Source organism: Cellulosimicrobium sp. PMB13 (genome assembly GCF_051294865.1).
Taxonomy (GTDB): Bacteria; Actinomycetota; Actinomycetes; order Actinomycetales; family Cellulomonadaceae; genus Cellulosimicrobium.
The window spans coordinates 2,323,460-2,339,767 of sequence record NZ_CP145910.1 but is presented as its reverse complement, the minus strand read 5'-3'; the positions used below and the strand labels follow the sequence as shown (position 1 = coordinate 2,339,767).

The 16,308-nt window shown below is 73.9% G+C and carries 11 protein-coding genes; 6 read left to right on the top strand and 5 right to left on the bottom strand.

The genetic code is table 11. The annotated features are described in order from the left end of the window. The first annotated feature begins 121 nt into the window (after positions 1 to 121). A complete protein-coding gene (gene aceB, locus V5D56_RS10555; protein ID WP_435735305.1) occupies positions 122 to 1,882 on the top strand; it encodes a malate synthase A in 1,761 nt (586 codons plus the stop codon). 104 nt (positions 1,883 to 1,986) lie between these two features. Here the strand turns inward: aceB and V5D56_RS10550 are convergent, their stop codons facing one another. Beyond that, positions 1,987 to 3,117 carry an FUSC family protein gene (locus V5D56_RS10550; protein ID WP_435735304.1) on the bottom strand — a complete coding sequence of 377 codons (1,131 nt, stop codon included), beginning with the start codon at positions 3,115 to 3,117 and terminating at the stop codon, positions 1,987 to 1,989. A gap of 93 nt (positions 3,118 to 3,210) precedes the next feature. On the opposite strand from V5D56_RS10550, the gene V5D56_RS10545 reads away from it, so the two are divergent. Next, the gene (locus tag V5D56_RS10545) at positions 3,211 to 4,989 is read left to right on the top strand and encodes a SulP family inorganic anion transporter (protein ID WP_435735303.1); all 1,779 of its coding nucleotides are present in this window, start codon (positions 3,211 to 3,213) and stop codon (positions 4,987 to 4,989) included. Between the two features lie 51 nt (positions 4,990 to 5,040). Here V5D56_RS10545 and V5D56_RS10540 read toward each other — a convergent pair whose 3' ends face one another. After that, positions 5,041 to 5,904, bottom strand: coding sequence for an aminoglycoside phosphotransferase family protein (locus tag V5D56_RS10540; protein WP_435735302.1), 864 nt, complete (start codon positions 5,902 to 5,904; stop codon positions 5,041 to 5,043). A 182-nt stretch (positions 5,905 to 6,086) separates the two neighbouring features. Between V5D56_RS10540 and V5D56_RS10535 the strand changes: the two genes are divergently transcribed. Further along, positions 6,087 to 7,115 carry a hypothetical protein gene (locus V5D56_RS10535; RefSeq protein WP_435735301.1) on the top strand — a complete coding sequence of 343 codons (1,029 nt, stop codon included), beginning with the start codon at positions 6,087 to 6,089 and terminating at the stop codon, positions 7,113 to 7,115. Further along, positions 7,112 to 7,858: a hypothetical protein gene (locus V5D56_RS10530; protein WP_435735300.1), complete on the top strand. Its 747-nt coding sequence runs from the start codon at positions 7,112 to 7,114 to the stop codon at positions 7,856 to 7,858. The genes V5D56_RS10535 and V5D56_RS10530 overlap by 4 nt, the downstream gene beginning before the upstream one ends. Before the next feature lie 63 nt (positions 7,859 to 7,921). On the opposite strand, the gene V5D56_RS10525 is transcribed toward V5D56_RS10530, so the two are convergent. After that, positions 7,922 to 11,278: a type I restriction endonuclease subunit R gene (locus V5D56_RS10525; protein WP_435735299.1), complete on the bottom strand. Its 3,357-nt coding sequence runs from the start codon at positions 11,276 to 11,278 to the stop codon at positions 7,922 to 7,924. A 352-nt stretch (positions 11,279 to 11,630) separates the two neighbouring features. Here V5D56_RS10525 and V5D56_RS10520 point away from each other — a divergent pair, with 352 nt between their 5' ends. Then, entirely contained in the window at positions 11,631 to 12,062 is a 432-nt protein-coding gene (locus V5D56_RS10520) for a hypothetical protein (protein ID WP_435735298.1), read from the top strand. 85 nt (positions 12,063 to 12,147) lie between these two features. Here the strand turns inward: V5D56_RS10520 and V5D56_RS10515 are convergent, their stop codons facing one another. Further along, positions 12,148 to 13,050 carry a hypothetical protein gene (locus V5D56_RS10515; protein WP_435735297.1) on the bottom strand — a complete coding sequence of 301 codons (903 nt, stop codon included), beginning with the start codon at positions 13,048 to 13,050 and terminating at the stop codon, positions 12,148 to 12,150. A 436-nt stretch (positions 13,051 to 13,486) separates the two neighbouring features. Between V5D56_RS10515 and V5D56_RS10510 the strand changes: the two genes are divergently transcribed. After that, the gene (locus V5D56_RS10510) at positions 13,487 to 15,079 is read left to right on the top strand and encodes a DUF222 domain-containing protein (RefSeq protein ID WP_435735296.1); all 1,593 of its coding nucleotides are present in this window, start codon (positions 13,487 to 13,489) and stop codon (positions 15,077 to 15,079) included. A gap of 24 nt (positions 15,080 to 15,103) precedes the next feature. Here the strand turns inward: V5D56_RS10510 and V5D56_RS10505 are convergent, their stop codons facing one another. Continuing rightward, positions 15,104 to 16,294: a Fic family protein gene (locus tag V5D56_RS10505; RefSeq protein ID WP_435735295.1), complete on the bottom strand. Its 1,191-nt coding sequence runs from the start codon at positions 16,292 to 16,294 to the stop codon at positions 15,104 to 15,106. Positions 16,295 to 16,308: the final 14 nt, after the last annotated feature.

The window sequence follows — 16,308 nt, the reverse complement described above, 5'->3', positions numbered from 1 at the left end:
GAGGTAGAGCCGCAGTCCGCGAGGTAGAGCCCTGGTCGTCGACCAGGCCTCTACCTCGCGGACCACGGTTCTACCTCGGCGACCTGGGATCTCTCTCGCACCTCGACCTACGGAGCACGCCATGACCACGTCCACAACCTCTCCCCCGCGCACGTCCGGCCTGCCCGACGGCGGTCCGCACCCGGGCGCGCCGGCCCGCCCCGCGCCGTCGGGCACCACGCAGCGCTCGCCCCAGGGCACGCTGCGCGTGACCGGCACGCTCGGCGAGCGGTACCGCGAGATCCTCACGCCCGAGGCGCTCGACTTCCTCACCGCGCTGCACGACCGGTTCGTCGCGCGGCGACACGAGCTGCTCATGGACCGCCAGCAGCGCCGGCAGGACGTCGCGGACGGGATCGACCCCGACTTCCGCGCCGAGACCCGGCCGGTCCGCGACGACCCGTCGTGGCGCGTCGCCGGCTCGACCGGAGCGCCCGGCCTGGAGGACCGGCGCGTGGAGATCACCGGCCCCACCGACCCGAAGATGGCGATCAACGCCCTCAACTCCGGCGCGAAGGTGTGGCTCGCCGACGCCGAGGACGCGTCCTCGCCCACGTGGCGCAACGTGGTCGAGGGACAGCTCGCGCTGCACGACGCGATCCGCGGCACGCTCGAGCACACGAGCGCCGAGGGCAAGCAGTACCGGCTGCGCTCGACGACGCTCACCGACCTGCCGACGATCGTCTTCCGCCCCCGCGGCTGGCACCTCATCGAGAAGCACATGCGGTACGTCGACCGGGCGGGCGTGAGCGTCTCGGCGTCGGCGTCGCTCGTGGACTTCGGCCTGTACTTCTTCCACAACGCCCACGAGCTCGTCGCGCGCGGCCGCGGCCCGTACCTCTACCTGCCCAAGCTCGAGGGCTACCGCGAGGCGCGGCTGTGGAACGACGTGTTCGAGTTCGCCCAGGAGTGGGTCGGGATCGAGCAGGGGACGATCCGGGCCACCGTGCTGATCGAGACGCTGCCCGCGGCGTTCGAGATGGAGGAGATCCTCCACGAGCTGCGCGACCACTGCGCCGGGCTCAACGCGGGCCGCTGGGACTACCTGTTCTCGGTGATCAAGGCGTTCCGCACGCGCGGCGACCAGTACGTGCTGCCCGACCGCGCGCAGGTCACCATGACGGCCCCGTTCATGCGCGCGTACACCGAGCTGCTCGTGTCCACGTGCCACCGGCGCGGGGCGCACGCGATCGGCGGCATGAGCGCGTTCATCCCCGACCGCCGCCGGCCCGACGTCACGGAGCGCGCGCTCGAGCAGGTGCGCACGGACAAGCGGCGCGAGGCGACGGACGGGTTCGACGGCACGTGGGTGGCCCACCCGGACCTCCTCGACGCCGCCCGCGGCGAGTTCGACGCCGTGCTCGGGGACGCGCCGAACCAGGTCACGCGGCTGCGTGACGACGTGCGCGTCGGCCAGCACGAGCTGCTCGACATCGGTTCGGCGCGGCGTGCGGGTGCGACCGTCACCGCGGCCGGGCTGCGCGCGAACGTGTCGGTCGGCGTGCGGTACGTCGAGTCGTGGCTGCGGGGCGTCGGCGCGGCGGCCATCGACCACCTCATGGAGGACGCCGCGACGGCGGAGATCTCGCGTTCCCAGGTGTGGCAGTGGATCGCGTCCGGCACGCGTACGGAGAACGGCGTGCCGATCACGCGCGATCGCGTCGAGGCGCTGCTCGCCGAGATCGTCGACGACCTGCCCCGCACGCCCGGGAACCGGGTCGACGACGCCGCCGCCGTGTTCCGGGCGGTCGCCCTCGCCGAGGACTTCCCCACGTTCCTCACCATCGGGGCGTACTCGCAGTTCCTCGTCGGCTCGGACGTCGACCTGCCGCACCCGGCCTGACCGGCCCGGCGCCTCGGGACGACAGCCGTCGGGACGGTCCGGACGCCCGGACCGTCCCGACGGCGCCGTCGCGCGCCGTCGTGCGCCGTCGTGCGGTGCGAGCGTCAGACGTCGCCCTCGTCGGGTTCCGCGGAGGCTGCCCGGTGCGCGTCGAGCGCGCGCTCGATGTCCAGGACGATCGCCCCGGCGGCGAGGTAGTCGTCACCCGTGCCGTGCGCGCGCTGGCGGGCCAGCGCGGCCCGCAGCTCGCGCACGGCGAGGAGCGCCGGGTCCAGGTCCGCGGCGGGACCCTCGCGGACCACGGCCGCCAGCGCACCGAGCGCCTCGGCCACCGGGTGCCGGAGCTCGGCTCCGAGCACCCGGCGGTCCGGGTCGAGGTCGTCCCGCTCTCCCTCCGTGAGGATGCGGACCAGGTCCGTGACGACGGCCGTCGTGACGGACAGCCGCTCCGACCTGACCTCCTGGTCCTCGACGCGCCCGCGGTGCCGACGCACCCGGACGTTGAGCCGCTGCGCCTCGCGGGCTTCCTCGGCGGCGCGTCGCGCGCCGTCGACCGCCGGCGCGACCGCCCGTCGCCGCTCCTCCCACTCCTCCGGCCGGGGCGCGCGGTCGCCGTGCAGGCCGTCGGCCAGCGCGTCGAGCTGGTCCGCGAGGACGTCCTCGAGCTCGTCGAGCGCCGCCTCGGACGGGGCGAGCGGCAGCGGTGGCGCGACGAGGTTCACGAGCACGCCGACCCCCGCCCCCACCACCACGAGCCCGATGTAGGCGAGGACGAACTCCGACTGGTCTCGCGAGCCCCCGATGACGAGGACGAAGAGCGCCGACGTCACGGTCCACGACGCCATGTCGCCGAGGGTGCGCCACCCCGCGAGCAGGCTCGCCACGATCACGACGACCGCGACGGTCAACGAGTCCGTCGGCAGCACCAGGTCGGTGACGCCCGCGACCGCCGCGCCGACGACGATGGCGAGGGTCGCACGCACCGACTGGCTCACGGACCGTGCCGCGGTCGAGGACGTCGCGACGACGGCACCGAGCGGCGCGTAGTAGCGGTAGTCGGCGAACGGGTCGGGGAAGGCCAGCCCGATCAGCCAGGCCACCCACCACGCCAGCCCTGCCGCGATCCCGGAGCGCAGCGCGACCGCCCAGGCGGGGTGCGTCGCCATCCACCGCACCGAGCGGGACGCGCGTCGGCGCACGACGAGCCGGGTGGCGGGGAGCGGCGTCTCGGGCATGCCGCCATCCTCGGTCGGTGCGGACGTGCTCGCCTGGTCGAGCCCGCCGGGCCGTGCCAGAGTCGTCGCCATGCGACACGCCTCGGGGCCCCCGTGAGCCGGCCCCGCCCGCTGCGGGCGGCGCGCGCGTGGTGGCGGGGCGTGCGTCCCGCGCGCGGGACGTTCTGGTCGTCCGCGAGCGCCGGGGTGCCCGGGGCGGTCGGGGGCGTGCCGGACGGCATGGCCGCGGCCACGCTCGTCGGCGTGAACCCGATCCACGGGCTGTACGCGACGGCCGTCGGCCGGATCGCGGGCGGGCTCACCGTGGACTCGCAGCGCATGATCGTCACGACGACGAGCGCGGCCGCCCTCGCCGCCGGGTCGGCGATCGCCACGGTGGACCCGGACGAACGGCTGGGATCGCTCGTCCTCATGACGACGCTCGCCGGTGTGCTCATGGTCCTCGCCGGCGTCGCCCGGCTCGGGCGGCTCACCGGGTTCGTCTCCCACTCGGTCATGACGGGGTTCCTCACCGGCGTGGCCGTCAACATCCTGCTCGGCCAGCTCGCGGCGCTCACGGGCGCGTCCCCGACGGCCCCCGTGGCGGTCGGCGACGCCTACCAGGTGATCACGTCGCCGGGGACGTGGGACCTGCCGACGGTCCTCGTCGGGGCGAGCGCGATCCTCCTGCTGCTCCTGCTCGCCCGCACGCGGATCGCCCCGTTCGCCGCCGTCGTGGCGCTCGTCGTCACCGCCGTCGGGGTGTGGGCGCTGAACGCGGGCTCCGTCGAGCTCGTCGCGGACTCCGGGGCGATCCCCGTCGGCCTGCCCGCGCCGGCCGTCCCCCAGCTCGGCCTGCTCTCCGCGGACGTCGTCGTCGGGGCGTTCGCCGTCGCGGCGATCGTGCTCGTCCAGGGCGCGGGCGTCGCCGAGTCCGTGCCGAACCCGGGTGGTCGCCGCGCCGACTCCGATCGCAACTTCGTCGCCCAGGGGATCGCGAACGTCGCTGTCGGCGTGTTCCGCGGCATCCCCGTCGGGGGGTCCGTGGGCCAGACGGCGGTCTCTACCGCGGCCGGGGCGCGCGACCGCTGGGCAGGGGTCATGTCGGGCGTGTGGGTCCTCGTGGTCCTCGTGGCGCTGTCGGGACCGGTCGGTGCGGTGCCCTCGGCGACGCTCGCGGCCGTCCTGGTCGTCGCGTCCGCGGGCTCGATCCGCCTGTCGGCGATGGCGACGGCGTGGCGGACGGGCAGCCAGTCGCAGATCGCCATGGCGACGACCTTCTTCGCGACGCTCCTGCTGCCCGTGGCGGCCGCGGTGGGCATCGGGGCCGCGCTGTCGATCCTGCTCCAGGCCAACCGCGAGTCGCAGGACCTGCGGATCGTGCGGCTCGTGCGGCAGGACGACGGCCGCGTCCGCGAGGAGCCCGCGCCCCGCCGTCTGCCCGGCCGCGAGGTGACCGTGCTCGACGTCCACGGCAGCCTCTTCTACGCCGGCGCGCGCTCGCTCGAGGCAGCGCTGCCCGACCCGTCCGACGCCCGCGAGGCGGTCGTGGTGCTCCGTCTGCGCGGCCGCGTCAGTCTCGGCGCCACCGCGTTCACCGTCCTGGCCGCCTACGCGGACCGGCTGGGCGCGCACGGGGGGCGCCTGTTCGTCAGCGGGGTGGACCCGGCGCTCGCGGACCTGTTCCGCCACGTCATCGACCTGCGCGAGCACGAGCGCATCGCGGTGTTCCCCGCCCGCCCGGTGATCGGCGAGTCGACGGCGGAGGCGCGCCGGCACGCGGAGGCGTGGCTGGTCCAGGGCGTCGAGACGCAGGAGATCCCCGTCGTGCGGGGCCCCGGGCCGCTGCGGCGCCTGTGGTCCCGGGCCCGGCGAGGCCTGCGGCGCGGCTGACGGCCCGACTCTCGGTGCGGTCAGGGCCCGGCTGGGGCCGGGCCGGCGCGGTCAGGACAGCGCGCGGACCAGCTCGGGACGCTCGGCGGCGAACCACGCCTCGTTCTCCCGGATGCGGTCCCCGACGCCGTCGTCCCACATGCGCTGCCACCCTCCGCCGCGCGTCGCGGCGGCGTACCGCATCGCGTACCAGCTCCTCGCGAACCGCTGGGCGAGCACGTCGAGGAGGCCGAGCCGGTCGGACCGGTCGAGGCCGTACGCCTCGGCGAGCAGGCGCATCCGGCGCCCGGCGTCGAGGTCCCGGGTGACGGGAGGCCGCGCGTCCGGGGGGCTGATCGGCGCCCAGTAGAGGAGGGTGGTCGCGACGTCCAGGAGCCGGGTCGTGGGCGCCGCGAGGTCGAAGTCGATCACGCCGACCAGGCGGTGCGGCCCGTGCGGGTCCTCGCCCGTCGGGATGAAGAGCGCGTTCTCGACCGTCACGTCGTTGTGCCCGACGACGTCCGGGACGTCGAACACGTCCGGCACCTCGGGGAACTGGGCCCGCTCGGGCCACGCGACCCCGTCGGGGAGCACCACGTCCGTCGACACGTCGTGCAGGGCCCGCTGCCACTCGCCGAGCTGACCGAGGATCTCCTCGTCGGTCGCCCACGCGTGGGGCGGTCGGCCGCCCATCTCCCCCGGCAGGAACGTCACGACCTCACGGCCGTCGTCGTCGATCCCGAGGAACCGCGGCGCGCGGTCGAACCCGACGCGCTCCAGGTGCAGGAGGTAGGCCTCCACCGCGGGGCTGTGCGGGCCGCGCGGGCGACGCACCGTGTCGCCGCGACGCACGAGACCGTCGGAGACGTCACCCCCGAGGAGCGGCACCTCGATCTCGTCGCTCGTGCCGTCAACGAACCGGGTTCTTCGACTCATACCGGACACCCTCGCACGGGACGTCCGCTCGGACCAGGCCCCGCGCCCGGGCGGCACGGGACGCGCGCCGCCGGTCGGCCTGGTCGCGGTGTCCGACGATGTGCAAGGATCCGCTCACGCACGGCACGTCAGCGTCGACCGGGCGAGCTGAAGCCCTTCGACGAGCCATCCCGGAGCCGCACGTGAGCGACCTCTTCGCACCGCCCTCACCCCGGGACGGCGACGCGCCGCGCACCGCGCCACCGAGCTCGTCGGCACCGGTCGCCGTCTCCCCTCCCGTCCCGTCACCGGTCGCGTCACCCGTCCCGTCACCCGTCGCGATGCCGGGCCGCGCCGGACCACCGGGCCCGGCCCTGGTCGCCCCGCTCGCCCCGTTCACACCGCCAGGCCCGCCGCCGCAGGTCCACGTGCCCGGTCCGCTGCCGTCGCGCGGCCCGTCCGCGGTGACGGTCGGCGTCGTGGCCGCCGTCGTCGGGCTGGCGCTGGGCGTGACCGGGGGCACGGTGCTCGGTCGGACGGTTCCCGGCCCTGCCGCCGAGCACGCGGAGGCCGGTGGCCCCACCGGGGCGGACACCCCCGCCGGCGACCCCGCGGAGCCCGGCGAACCCGGTGACACGCCAGGACCGGACGGCGCGGGGACCCTGGACGAGCAGGCGACCACGGACGAGCCGGTGACCACGGACGAGGGGGCCGCACCGTCCGACAGCACCACCGAGCCCGACGAGGGGCCGTCGCGGGCACCGTCGGCGCCGGGGGTCGTCGTGGACCACGCCGACCCCGCCGACTACCCCGACGGAGGCGGGCCCACGAACCCGTGGCCGTTCGGCGGCACCTACTGGACCGACCGGTGGGAGGTCACGGTCGAGCCGCCCCACGACGCGACCGAGGCGGTCCTCGCCCACGACGCGTCCAACACGGCGCCCGACGCCGGGGACGAGTACTGGGTCGTGCCCCTCGCCGCGACCTACACGGGGACCCTCCCGAGCGGGACGGCGTGGCGGCAGGTGAAGGTCGCGTTCGTGGACGGCACCGGCGTCGTGCACACGACACCCTGCGGTGCCGTCCCGGACGACCTCGTCGCCGCGCCCGACGTGGCGTCCGGGGAGACGGCTCGCGGGGTCGTGTGCGTCGCCGTGCCCGAGGGCGCCGAAGGCCTCTGGAAGGTCACGCTGGGCACCTCCGCCCCGATGTACCTGGAGGCAGGACGATGACCCTTCCCCCAGGCCTGCATCCTCGTGCGCACGACGACGCCGGCCGGAGGTCACCGTACGCACCGGGCGGAGCCGACCGCGCCCGGGCTGTCCGTCCGGGCGGGGGCGGGACGACGACGCGACGTCGCGTCGTCGTCGGCCTCGTCTGCGGCGGCACGGCGCTCGTCGTCGGAGGGATCGTCGCCTTCTCCGCGAGCTATCTCGCCACGAACGCGGACGCGGTCCTCGCCTCCCCGGACGACCTTCCCGCCGACGGCTGGTCCGACGACGAGTGGTACGGCGACGAGTGGCCCGACGACGAGGTCTGGTCGGACGCCCCGGGCGGCGGCACCCTGTCGGAACCGTGGCCGGTGGGCGCCACCGTCTACGGTCCGCGCTGGGACGTCACCCTCGGGACCCCGCGCGACGCGACCGCCGAGATCCTCGCCGCCGACCCGTCCGGAGCAGCACCGGGCGACGGGACCGAGTACTGGGTCGTCCCGACCTCCGCCGTGCACTGGGGCCCCGGCAGCGCCGTCAAGACGGCGGACTCGGTCACGCTCGCGTTCGTCACCCCGGACGGGTCCGTGCACTCGACGCCCTGCGCCACCGTCCCGGGCGAGCTCGTCACGGAGGGTCGGGTCCCCGTGGAGGCGACCCTGGTGGGGAACCTGTGCGTCGAGGTGCCGTCCGGCGCCGACGGCGTGTGGCGGCTCACGGTCGGCGCCGTCGAACCGGTCTTCCTCGCGGTCGACGAGGGCTGAGGCGCCGCCGACGTCTCGCCGCTGCCGTCGTACCCGGTGTGCCCGGCCGCCGCGTCGATCACCTCACGCCGCGTACCGCGGCGCCATGGACTCCATCTGCTGCATGACGAGCACGATCGCCTCGGGCTGCCTGTCCGGCGGGTACTTGTGCTTGATGAGCAGCCGCTTGATCGAGGACCGCAGCTTGGCCTTCACGTCGTCGCGGACCGTCCAGTCGGTCTTGACGTCGCGCCGCATGATCGCGACCAGGTCTCGGGCGATCTGGGCGAGCACACCGTCGCCCTGCACCTCGACGGCCGACTCGTTGGTCGCCACCGCGTCGAAGAACGCGAGCTCGTCCCGGTCGAGCGGAGGATCGAACCTCTTTCCTCGGTTCTCCTCCGCTGCGACCTCTCGTGCCAGCTCGACGAGCTCGGCGATGACCTCGGCGGACGTGAGGTTGGAGTTGACGTACTTCGCCAGCACGGTCTGGAGTCGCTGCGAGAACATCTCCTGCCGCACCAGGTTGCCGCGCGTGAGGCGCCGCGCCTCCTCCGTGACGAGCTTGCGCAGCGCCTCGATCGTCAACTGCGGGTTGGGTGCTCCCTGCGCCTGGGCGAGGAATGCGTCGTCGAGCTGGTCCAGGCGCGGGTGCGGAAGGCCCGCCGCGGCGTACACGTCGAGGACCTCGCCCGAGGTCACCGCGGACGCCATGAGCTGGTTGAGCAGTCGCTGCACGTCGTCGGGGACCGGCTCCCCGCGCGCCTGCCGCTCCTCCGCGTCGAACTTGCCCATGCACACGCGCACGTCTTCGTAGAAGCGCACTTCGTCCGCGACGTCGGCGAGACCGTCCGTGCCGCCGGCGATCGCCCACGCACGCGACAGGGACGCGGACCGACGGCGGAACTCGGCCTGGCGCGACTCCTCGCCCTCGGCGGTCGGGGCGTTCCCCGGCGTCCTGGGGCTTCGCAGCCACGCCACGGTGGCGAGGAGCGTGTCGAGATAGCCCCGGCGCGCGCCGGCGCGCTGCGCGGCGAGGAGCCGCTCGCGCCAGCCGGACGGAGCGAGGAGCTCGCGCAGGCGGTCGACGAGCTCGCGCGCGACACCCGCGGCGTCCTCGGCCGTACGTCCCACCGGCCGCGCGCCCTGGTCGCGGACGGTGTACTCCGCGAGCGCCGCCCGCAGGTTCTCCGCGATCGGCGCGGAGGCGACGAGCAGGCCCGCGTTCTTGCCGCGGAAGGTCCGGTTCACGCGCGCGAGCGTCTGCATGAGCAGCGCGCCACGCATCGGCCGGTCGAGGTAGAGCGTGTGGAGCGGGGGCGAGTCATAACCCGTGAGCATCATGTCCTTGACGATGACGATCTCGAGCTCGTCGTCCGGGTCCTTGAGCCGCTTCTTCACGACGGCGTTCTCGGAGTCCCGGCGCACGTGGTCCGCGACGGGCGGCTGGTCCGCGGGGGTTCCCGAGTAGACGACCTTGATCCGGCCGGAGTGCAGGTCGTCGGAGTGCCAGTCGGGCCGCAGCGCGACGATCTCCGCGTACAGGCGCGCGCAGATGTCGCGCGTCGCCGCGACGATCAGCGCCTTGCCGGGAGCGGGCTCGGTGTCTGTCGAGCGGCGTGTCGCGGACGCGCTGCGCACCAGCTCCGCCATGGCCTCCCGGCGCTTCTCCCAGTGCGCGACCACGTCCTGCGCGAGCTCGCGCAGGCGGGCCGGTGCCCCGTAGACGGCGTTGACCACGGCGACGGACTTCTCGATGCGCGCGCGCTCGGCGTCGTCGAGCCCGACCGTGACCTCGTCGGCGGCGGCGTCGATCGCCTCGGCGTCCAGGTCCTCGGCGAACGCGACCTTGACGAGGCGGGACTCGAAGTAGACCGGGACCGTAGCGCCGTCCTCGACGGCGCGGGTGAGGTCGTACACGTCGATGACGTCACCGAAGACCTTCTGCGTGTCCCGGTCCGCGCTCGTGATCGGTGTGCCCGTGAAGGCGATGAGCGTGGCGTTCGGCAGCGCGTTCTTCAGGTGCCAGGCATAGCCGTCGAGGTCGTCGTAGTGGGACCGGTGGGCCTCGTCGACGACGAGGACGATGTTGCGCCGGTCCGAGAGCACCGGGTGCTTGGCCCCCCGCTGCTTCTCGTCGGCCGTGAGCCCGAACTTCTGGAGCGTCGTGAAGTAGATCCCGCCCGTGACGCGCGACGCGAGCTCGTCGCGCAGCTCCGCGCGGCGCTTGATCTGCCGCGGCTCCTCGGTGAGCAGCTGGGACCGCGCGAAGGTCTCGTAGAGCTGCCCGTCGAGCTCGGTGCGGTCCGTGACCACGACGATCGTCGGGTTGAGGAGCTTCGGGTGCCGCGCCACGTGCGCGGCGTACAGCTCCATCTCCATCGACTTGCCCGACCCCTGCGTGTGCCACACGACGCCGGCACGCCCGTCGGTCTCCACGGCCTGGACCGTCGCCCCGACGGCCTTGGTGACGGCGAAGTACTGGTGCGGCTTCGCGACGCGCTTCGTCAGCCCGTCCTCGCCCGCGTCGAAGGCGACGAAGCCGCGCAGGAGCTGGACGAACCGCTGCGGGTTGAACAGCCCGTCGAGCAGCGTCTCGAGCGGGGAGGACGGGACCACAGTGCCAGCCATGGCGGCCGGCTCGTCCGTGATGCCGTCGACGACGGGACCGTCGTGCGCGGCGGCCTCCGCGACGTCGGCGACCGCCGGGAGCGGCGCACCCGTGGGGCCGAGGACACGACCGTCGTCGTCCACGTTCCACGGCGAGAAGTGGTTGAGCGGCGTGAAGGGCGTGCCGTACCGGGCCACGACGCCGTCGCTGATCACCGTGAGCACGCAGAACCGGAACGCCATCGGCAGCTCGCGGACGTACGTCGTGAGCTGGGCGTGCGCGACGGCGACGTCCGCGCGCGCCGAGCCGGCGTTCTTCAGCTCCATGACGACCACGGGCATGCCGTTGAGGTACAGCACGACGTCGAAGCGCCGCTCCACCTCGCCCTGCACGACGCGGACCTGGTTGACCGCGATCCACTCGTTCTCGTCCTCGCGCGCCGACACGAGACGGATGCTCGGCGTCTGCTGCCGCCCGTCCTCGGTGTACGTGATGCGGTAGCCGCCCACGAGGACGTCGTGGATCCGCTTGTTCTCCGTGATCGCGTCCTGGGACGTCGGACGCAGGATCTCGACGAGCGCCTGCTCGAGGTAGTCGCGCGGCACGTCCGGGTTGAGCCGCCGCATCGCGGCCCGCACGCGCGACGGGATCGCCAGCTCGTCCCACGCCTCGCGCTGCGGCAGCTCCTCGCCGCTCGGCGAGTACCCACGGTGCCCGACGGCGGACCTCGCCCCGGGAGCGATCTGGCGCCCCTCGAGCGGGAGCCACCCGAGCGGCTCGGCGAGGTGCTCGAGCGCGAGGTGCTCCCAGTCGGACTCCGTGCTGCGCATCGTTCCTCCGTGCGTCGGTGCTGGTCGTGAGCCTAGTGGCGCGCCGTGTTCGCGGCGTGCCCTCAGCGTGCCGTCCCGGGGCACTGGCGGCAGGCCGTTCGCCGATAAGCCCGGGTATCGCGATGTCCGGACGTCAGGGAGTCAGGTGGTCAGGGCGCCACGACGAGAGGACGTCTGGACGGCTGGACGGCTGGACGGCTGGACGTCGCGACGTCCGGCGACCTCGACGGCCCCGTCGTTCCTCGCGCGACCGTGGACAGGCCAGCCTGTGGACGACCACCCTCGCGGCCGCCGTCGTTCAGGGCCTGTGGACGCTCGTCGGCACGGGCTCCACCGCCTCCACCCTGGGGCGATGACGACATCCCGAAGCACGATCCGACCCGGTGACCGCCTGCCCGACGACGACGCCCTCCTCGCGTGGGTCGAGTTCCTCCACCAGGGCATCGACGCACCCCGCTTCAGCCTCTGGATCACGTTCCTCGACGCCGAGGACCGCCCGTTGCGCGCGGTCGTCCCGATCGACGACGTCCCCCCGTCGCCCGAGGACGAGATGGTCGACAACCTCGTGGGCATCGTGCAGGACGTGCTCGCGGACCAGGCGCCCGGCGGGAGCACCGTGCTCATGCTCGAGCGCCCGGGGACCGACGCCGTCACGCCGGGGGACGGGCTGTGGTTCGTCGGCCTGCACGGAGCCGCCGCACGCCGCGGAGTCCGGCTACGGGGCGTGTTCCTCGCGACCGGACGACGGGTGCGGGCGCTCACCCCGGACGACGTCCCGGCCTGACTGCTGTGACGGGACCCGATTCCTGCGCTTCACCGATGGTCAGGCGCACCCAGCGAGCAGGCCGGCTCGGAGGCGGGCCCCTGTCTCAGAACTCGTCGTCGCTGGCAATGCTCTCGCTGGGCTCCTCGCTCACGCTGTCCTGGAAGGCGTCGACGAACTCGTCCCGGTCGGCTGCGTCCCAGGCCTGGGTGAAGGTGACGGTCGAGACAGGGCCGTAGTGTCGACGGAGCTGTTCCAGCAGCGGGTCGTACCCCCTGTCGGGCAGGTAGGCGTGGTACTGCTGGAACCGGCGAGCGTGCTCAGCGGAGACCAGGCCGTTGGTCTGGACGGGCGGAGGCTGTCCGCCACCTGGGCGAATGCCGCTGTGGATGACATCGGCAGCCTGCCAGCCGGTCTTGTTCGGGAACGCCGCCACCACCAGCTTGGTGGTGATGTGGTTGCCACCAGGGTTCGACTGGGTCGCCGTGGTGAGGTCGGCGAACACCGTTGCCGCACCCAGGACCCGGTGGTAGTCCGGCCGAGCACCCGACAGGCCGAACTGCGTGCCCCATCCCAGCACCCTCGCCCGCGGGTCGAGCTGCTCCTCCACGCAAGAGCCCCAGCTCCTCGGGCTCGGTTGGAACAGGTAGTGGGCCTGCCGCATCGTGTGTTTGCCGCCGGCCCGGTTCCTGATGGCGCGGGCTGCGTCCTGCTCGGCGGGAGTCACCTCGGCGTCGAGCAGGTTGATCGCGGCGATGGCTGCCGCCTGGGGGACGAACGTGGTGCTGAGCGAGACGACACGCTGCACCGAGCCGTGCCCTGGCGCGGCGGCGAGGACACGTAGACGCTGGACGGCTGCGTTGCCGGCCGTCCGCTGAAGCGTCAGGAACGAGGGCCTCGGCAGCCCCGCGCCGCCGCCCGGACCGTGTGTGCCAGGCGCCCGGCCGCGCCCCTCGGGGAGGCGGGTGGCCACCGGTTCGACGGCGGCCTCTGAGCGGTCACGGCGCACGGCTCGGCTCCTGTCTGGGGACTCCTCGATCGTCCGTCGGCTCCGCCCACCGTGGGCATCCCTTTCGGCCAGCCTTTCGGGCAGCCGACAGGCCTCCCGGGGATCGGTCCCCGGACACGCCGGGGCGGCGGGCGCTGCCCCGCCGCCCCTTTTGCGAGTCGACACGATGCACGAGCGCGCTCCCCGAAGGGGTGTGTGCTCACCCGGCGCGGTCGACGGCTGTCACTGATGCCCGGCGTGGCCCATGGCGGCGAGACGACCAGGGCAACGAAACTCCACCTCTCGCACCTCGGGGAAGCATCGTCACCTCGGTGGATCCTCGAACGTCTGTCCGACTGCGTGTGGGTGGCTGGTGGTTGAGTGGGTCTCATGACGACGGCGGCGCTGACTGCGGACGGTCCGGGCAGCGCCCCGGGGCGCCGTCGTGTCGCCGCCCGTGCCCGACGACGCGCGCCCACGTCACAGGGCGGCTCACCCACGCGCGGGGTCGCTGGAGGCGCTGGCCGACGCGGTCGCGGACGTCGCGACCGTCCAGCGGCAGATCGACGCGCTCACGGGGGCGCGCACCGTAGCGATCGAGCGGGCGCGGATGGCGGCGCTCGCGGCGCACGACGCCCTGCTCGCGGACGAGTCGGCGCGCGTGGACGGCGCGACCCCGCAGCGGCGGGTCGAGCTAGCGTGGCGAGCAGCGGTCGCCGAGCTCGCGTGCGCGCTTCGCCTGCGGGAGGGCGTCGTCGAGGGTCTGGTCGACGACGCGGCGACCCTCACTCACGCCGTGCCGTCGGTGCTGGCGGGGCTGTGCGCGGGCGAGTTCTCCGTCGCCCACGCGAGCGCCCTGGCCCGCGCGGTCGCCGACCTCGACCCGCAGGCCGCGACCGAGGTCGCGCACGCATGCCTCGGTCGCGCGGCCTCCACGACTCCCCAGGCGTTCCGACGACTGGTGCGCCAGGCGCGCGACGCGGTGCACCCCGAGCCGCTCGCCCTCCGGCACGAGCGCGCCGAAGCGAAGCGTGCGGTGTGGGTCGATCCGGCCGAGGACGGGATGGCGTGGCTGAGCGCGCTGCTGCCAGCGGTGTCGGCACACGCGATCCACGACCGACTCACGAGCACGGCCGCTGACGCGCGACGCGAGGGCGACGTCCGCACCGTCGCGCAGCTGCGCGCCGACGTCCTCGTCGACCTTGCGCTCGACTGCTCCGGCTCCGGTGGCTGCACTCCGGCGCACCACAGTGCTTGCGGGCACGGCGGAGCGGCGGATCAGCGCGACGCGTGCGGCGCCGGGGGCGCGGCGGTGGTTCCGAGCCTCGCCGACCTCGCGCGCACGATCGTGCCGCGGGTGCACGTCACCGTCCCGGTGCTGACGCTGCTCGGTGGTGACGCACCCGGGCATCTCGACGGGCACGGCCCGATCGACGCCGACACCACCCGATGTCTGACCGCGAACGCACCGTCGCTGCGCCGGATCCTCACGCACCCCGAGACGGGTGCGGTGCTCTCCGTCGGGCGCGACAGCTACACCGTGCCCGCCGACCTGCGCGCCTGGCTGACGGTCCGCGACCAGACGTGCCGCTTCCCGGGCTGCACCGTGCCCGCGGCGCGCTGCGACGTCGACCACGGCGTCGACTTCGCCCTCGGCGGGCGGACCGACGCCGACAACCCTCGCCCACCTCTGCCGCAAGCACCACGTGCTCAAGCACGAGACTGCGTGGAAGCTCGAGCACCTGACCGACGGCGTCCTGAGCTGGACGTCACCCACGGGCGCGGTCTACCTCTCCGAACCAGCGACGCGCATCGCACCGGACCGCGACCTGCACCCACCCGAGCCGCCGCCCGACCTCGACTGCCTCTACACGCTTTCGCCCTCGTCGCCGTTCTCCGACGCGTGATCGGCTTTCACCTCCGTGCGACGTTGGCCGCCCGAGAGCGCGCTGTGCGGGCTCGGCCAAGCCCGGCAACGACCCGGAACAAGCCGTCGCCGACGCCAAGTACGACGACGGGCGACGCATCGGCGTCGGAAGTCACCCCGTGAGGCTGGGGCGTGCACGATCAGCTGTCACACGATGCGGTGATGAGAGCGCTCGGCGAACCGTTCCATCGCCTGGATGATCTCGACCGCCTGCCAGACGCGATCGCGAGCCCCTCGGCCGATCTGGTCGAGGACGCCGTCCTCGACCAGCCGATCGATCGCGACCTGGGCGTTCGCCGTCGTGACGCCGAGGCGCTCCGCCGCGAGCCGCGCGTCGATGACGGGACGCTCGACGAGGAGGTCCGCGAGGCGCCACGCCGACGCGCCTCGGCGTGCGCGGACGGCCCCAGCCCACCGGTCATGCGCCTCGGAAACCTCGGCGATCAAGGTGCGGGCGTTGCGCAGCGCGGGAAATACCGCCTCGCACACCTGCGCCACGATGGGCTGCGGGTCCCCCGAGCGGTACGCCGTGAGGGCTGCGAAGTATCTGTCGGTCTCGGCGAGGAGGCCGGCGGAGATCGGGACGACGACGTGGCGGGTCAGGCCCGCGTGCCGCAGCTGAGCGTGCATCAGTGCGCGCCCGGTACGCCCGTTGCCGTCGGGGAAGGGGTGGATGTTCTCGAGCTGCGCGTGCGAGACCGCCGTCTGAGCCAGGGCCGGCAGGTCGTCGCGGGACATGAACTCGGCGAGATCGTCCATGGCCGGCGGCACCAGCCCGGCGCGTGGCGCCACGTAGTCGGCCCCGTGCGGACTTTGCGCCGACCCACCGATCCACACCGCCGAGTCTCGCCACCGTCCCGCAGCATCGGGCATGTGGTCGCGCATCAGGACCTGGTGCATGGCCAGGACCGCGTCGGCGTCCAGCCGTTCGGAGACGTCGAGAGCCCGCCTCATGGCGGCGACGTTCGCGACGATCTCGTCCGCGTTGGCTCTGCCGCGGCGACCGAGCTCGGCCAGGGCGATGGCCTTCGGCGACGACGTCAGGTTCTCGATCTGCGACGACGAGGCGGCCTCGGTCCGGAGCAACAACGACGCGTACGACATCAGAGAGCCCAGCGACTCGCCGTCGAGGCGGGCGATCTCGGCACTCGCCTCGGCGACCAGAGCCATCGTCGGGCCGGCGAGCCGGAGCTCCGCACGCGCGATCTTCGCCGGCACGGCGGCCTCGTAGGGTCCGCGGCGGCGGCTCCGACCCGCACGAGGTCCGTACTCGGCGCCCGAGGGCTCCCAGACGAGCACCTCCGACCCGAACGCCGGCCACTCCGCTTCCGATGCCACCGCAGCAGGTTACC

Bases quoted from the DNA above. Each gene is read 5' to 3' on its own strand.
- aceB (WP_435735305.1), top strand. From the start codon at position 122: ATGACCACGTCCACAACCTCTCCCCCGCGCACGTCCGGCCTGCCCGAC.
- V5D56_RS10550 (WP_435735304.1), bottom strand. From the start codon at position 3,117: ATGCCCGAGACGCCGCTCCCCGCCACCCGGCTCGTCGTGCGCCGACGC.
- V5D56_RS10540 (WP_435735302.1), bottom strand. From the start codon at position 5,904: ATGAGTCGAAGAACCCGGTTCGTTGACGGCACGAGCGACGAGATCGAG.
- V5D56_RS10530 (WP_435735300.1), top strand. From the start codon at position 7,112: ATGACCCTTCCCCCAGGCCTGCATCCTCGTGCGCACGACGACGCCGGC.
- V5D56_RS10525 (WP_435735299.1), bottom strand. From the start codon at position 11,278: ATGCGCAGCACGGAGTCCGACTGGGAGCACCTCGCGCTCGAGCACCTC.
- V5D56_RS10520 (WP_435735298.1), top strand. From the start codon at position 11,631: ATGACGACATCCCGAAGCACGATCCGACCCGGTGACCGCCTGCCCGAC.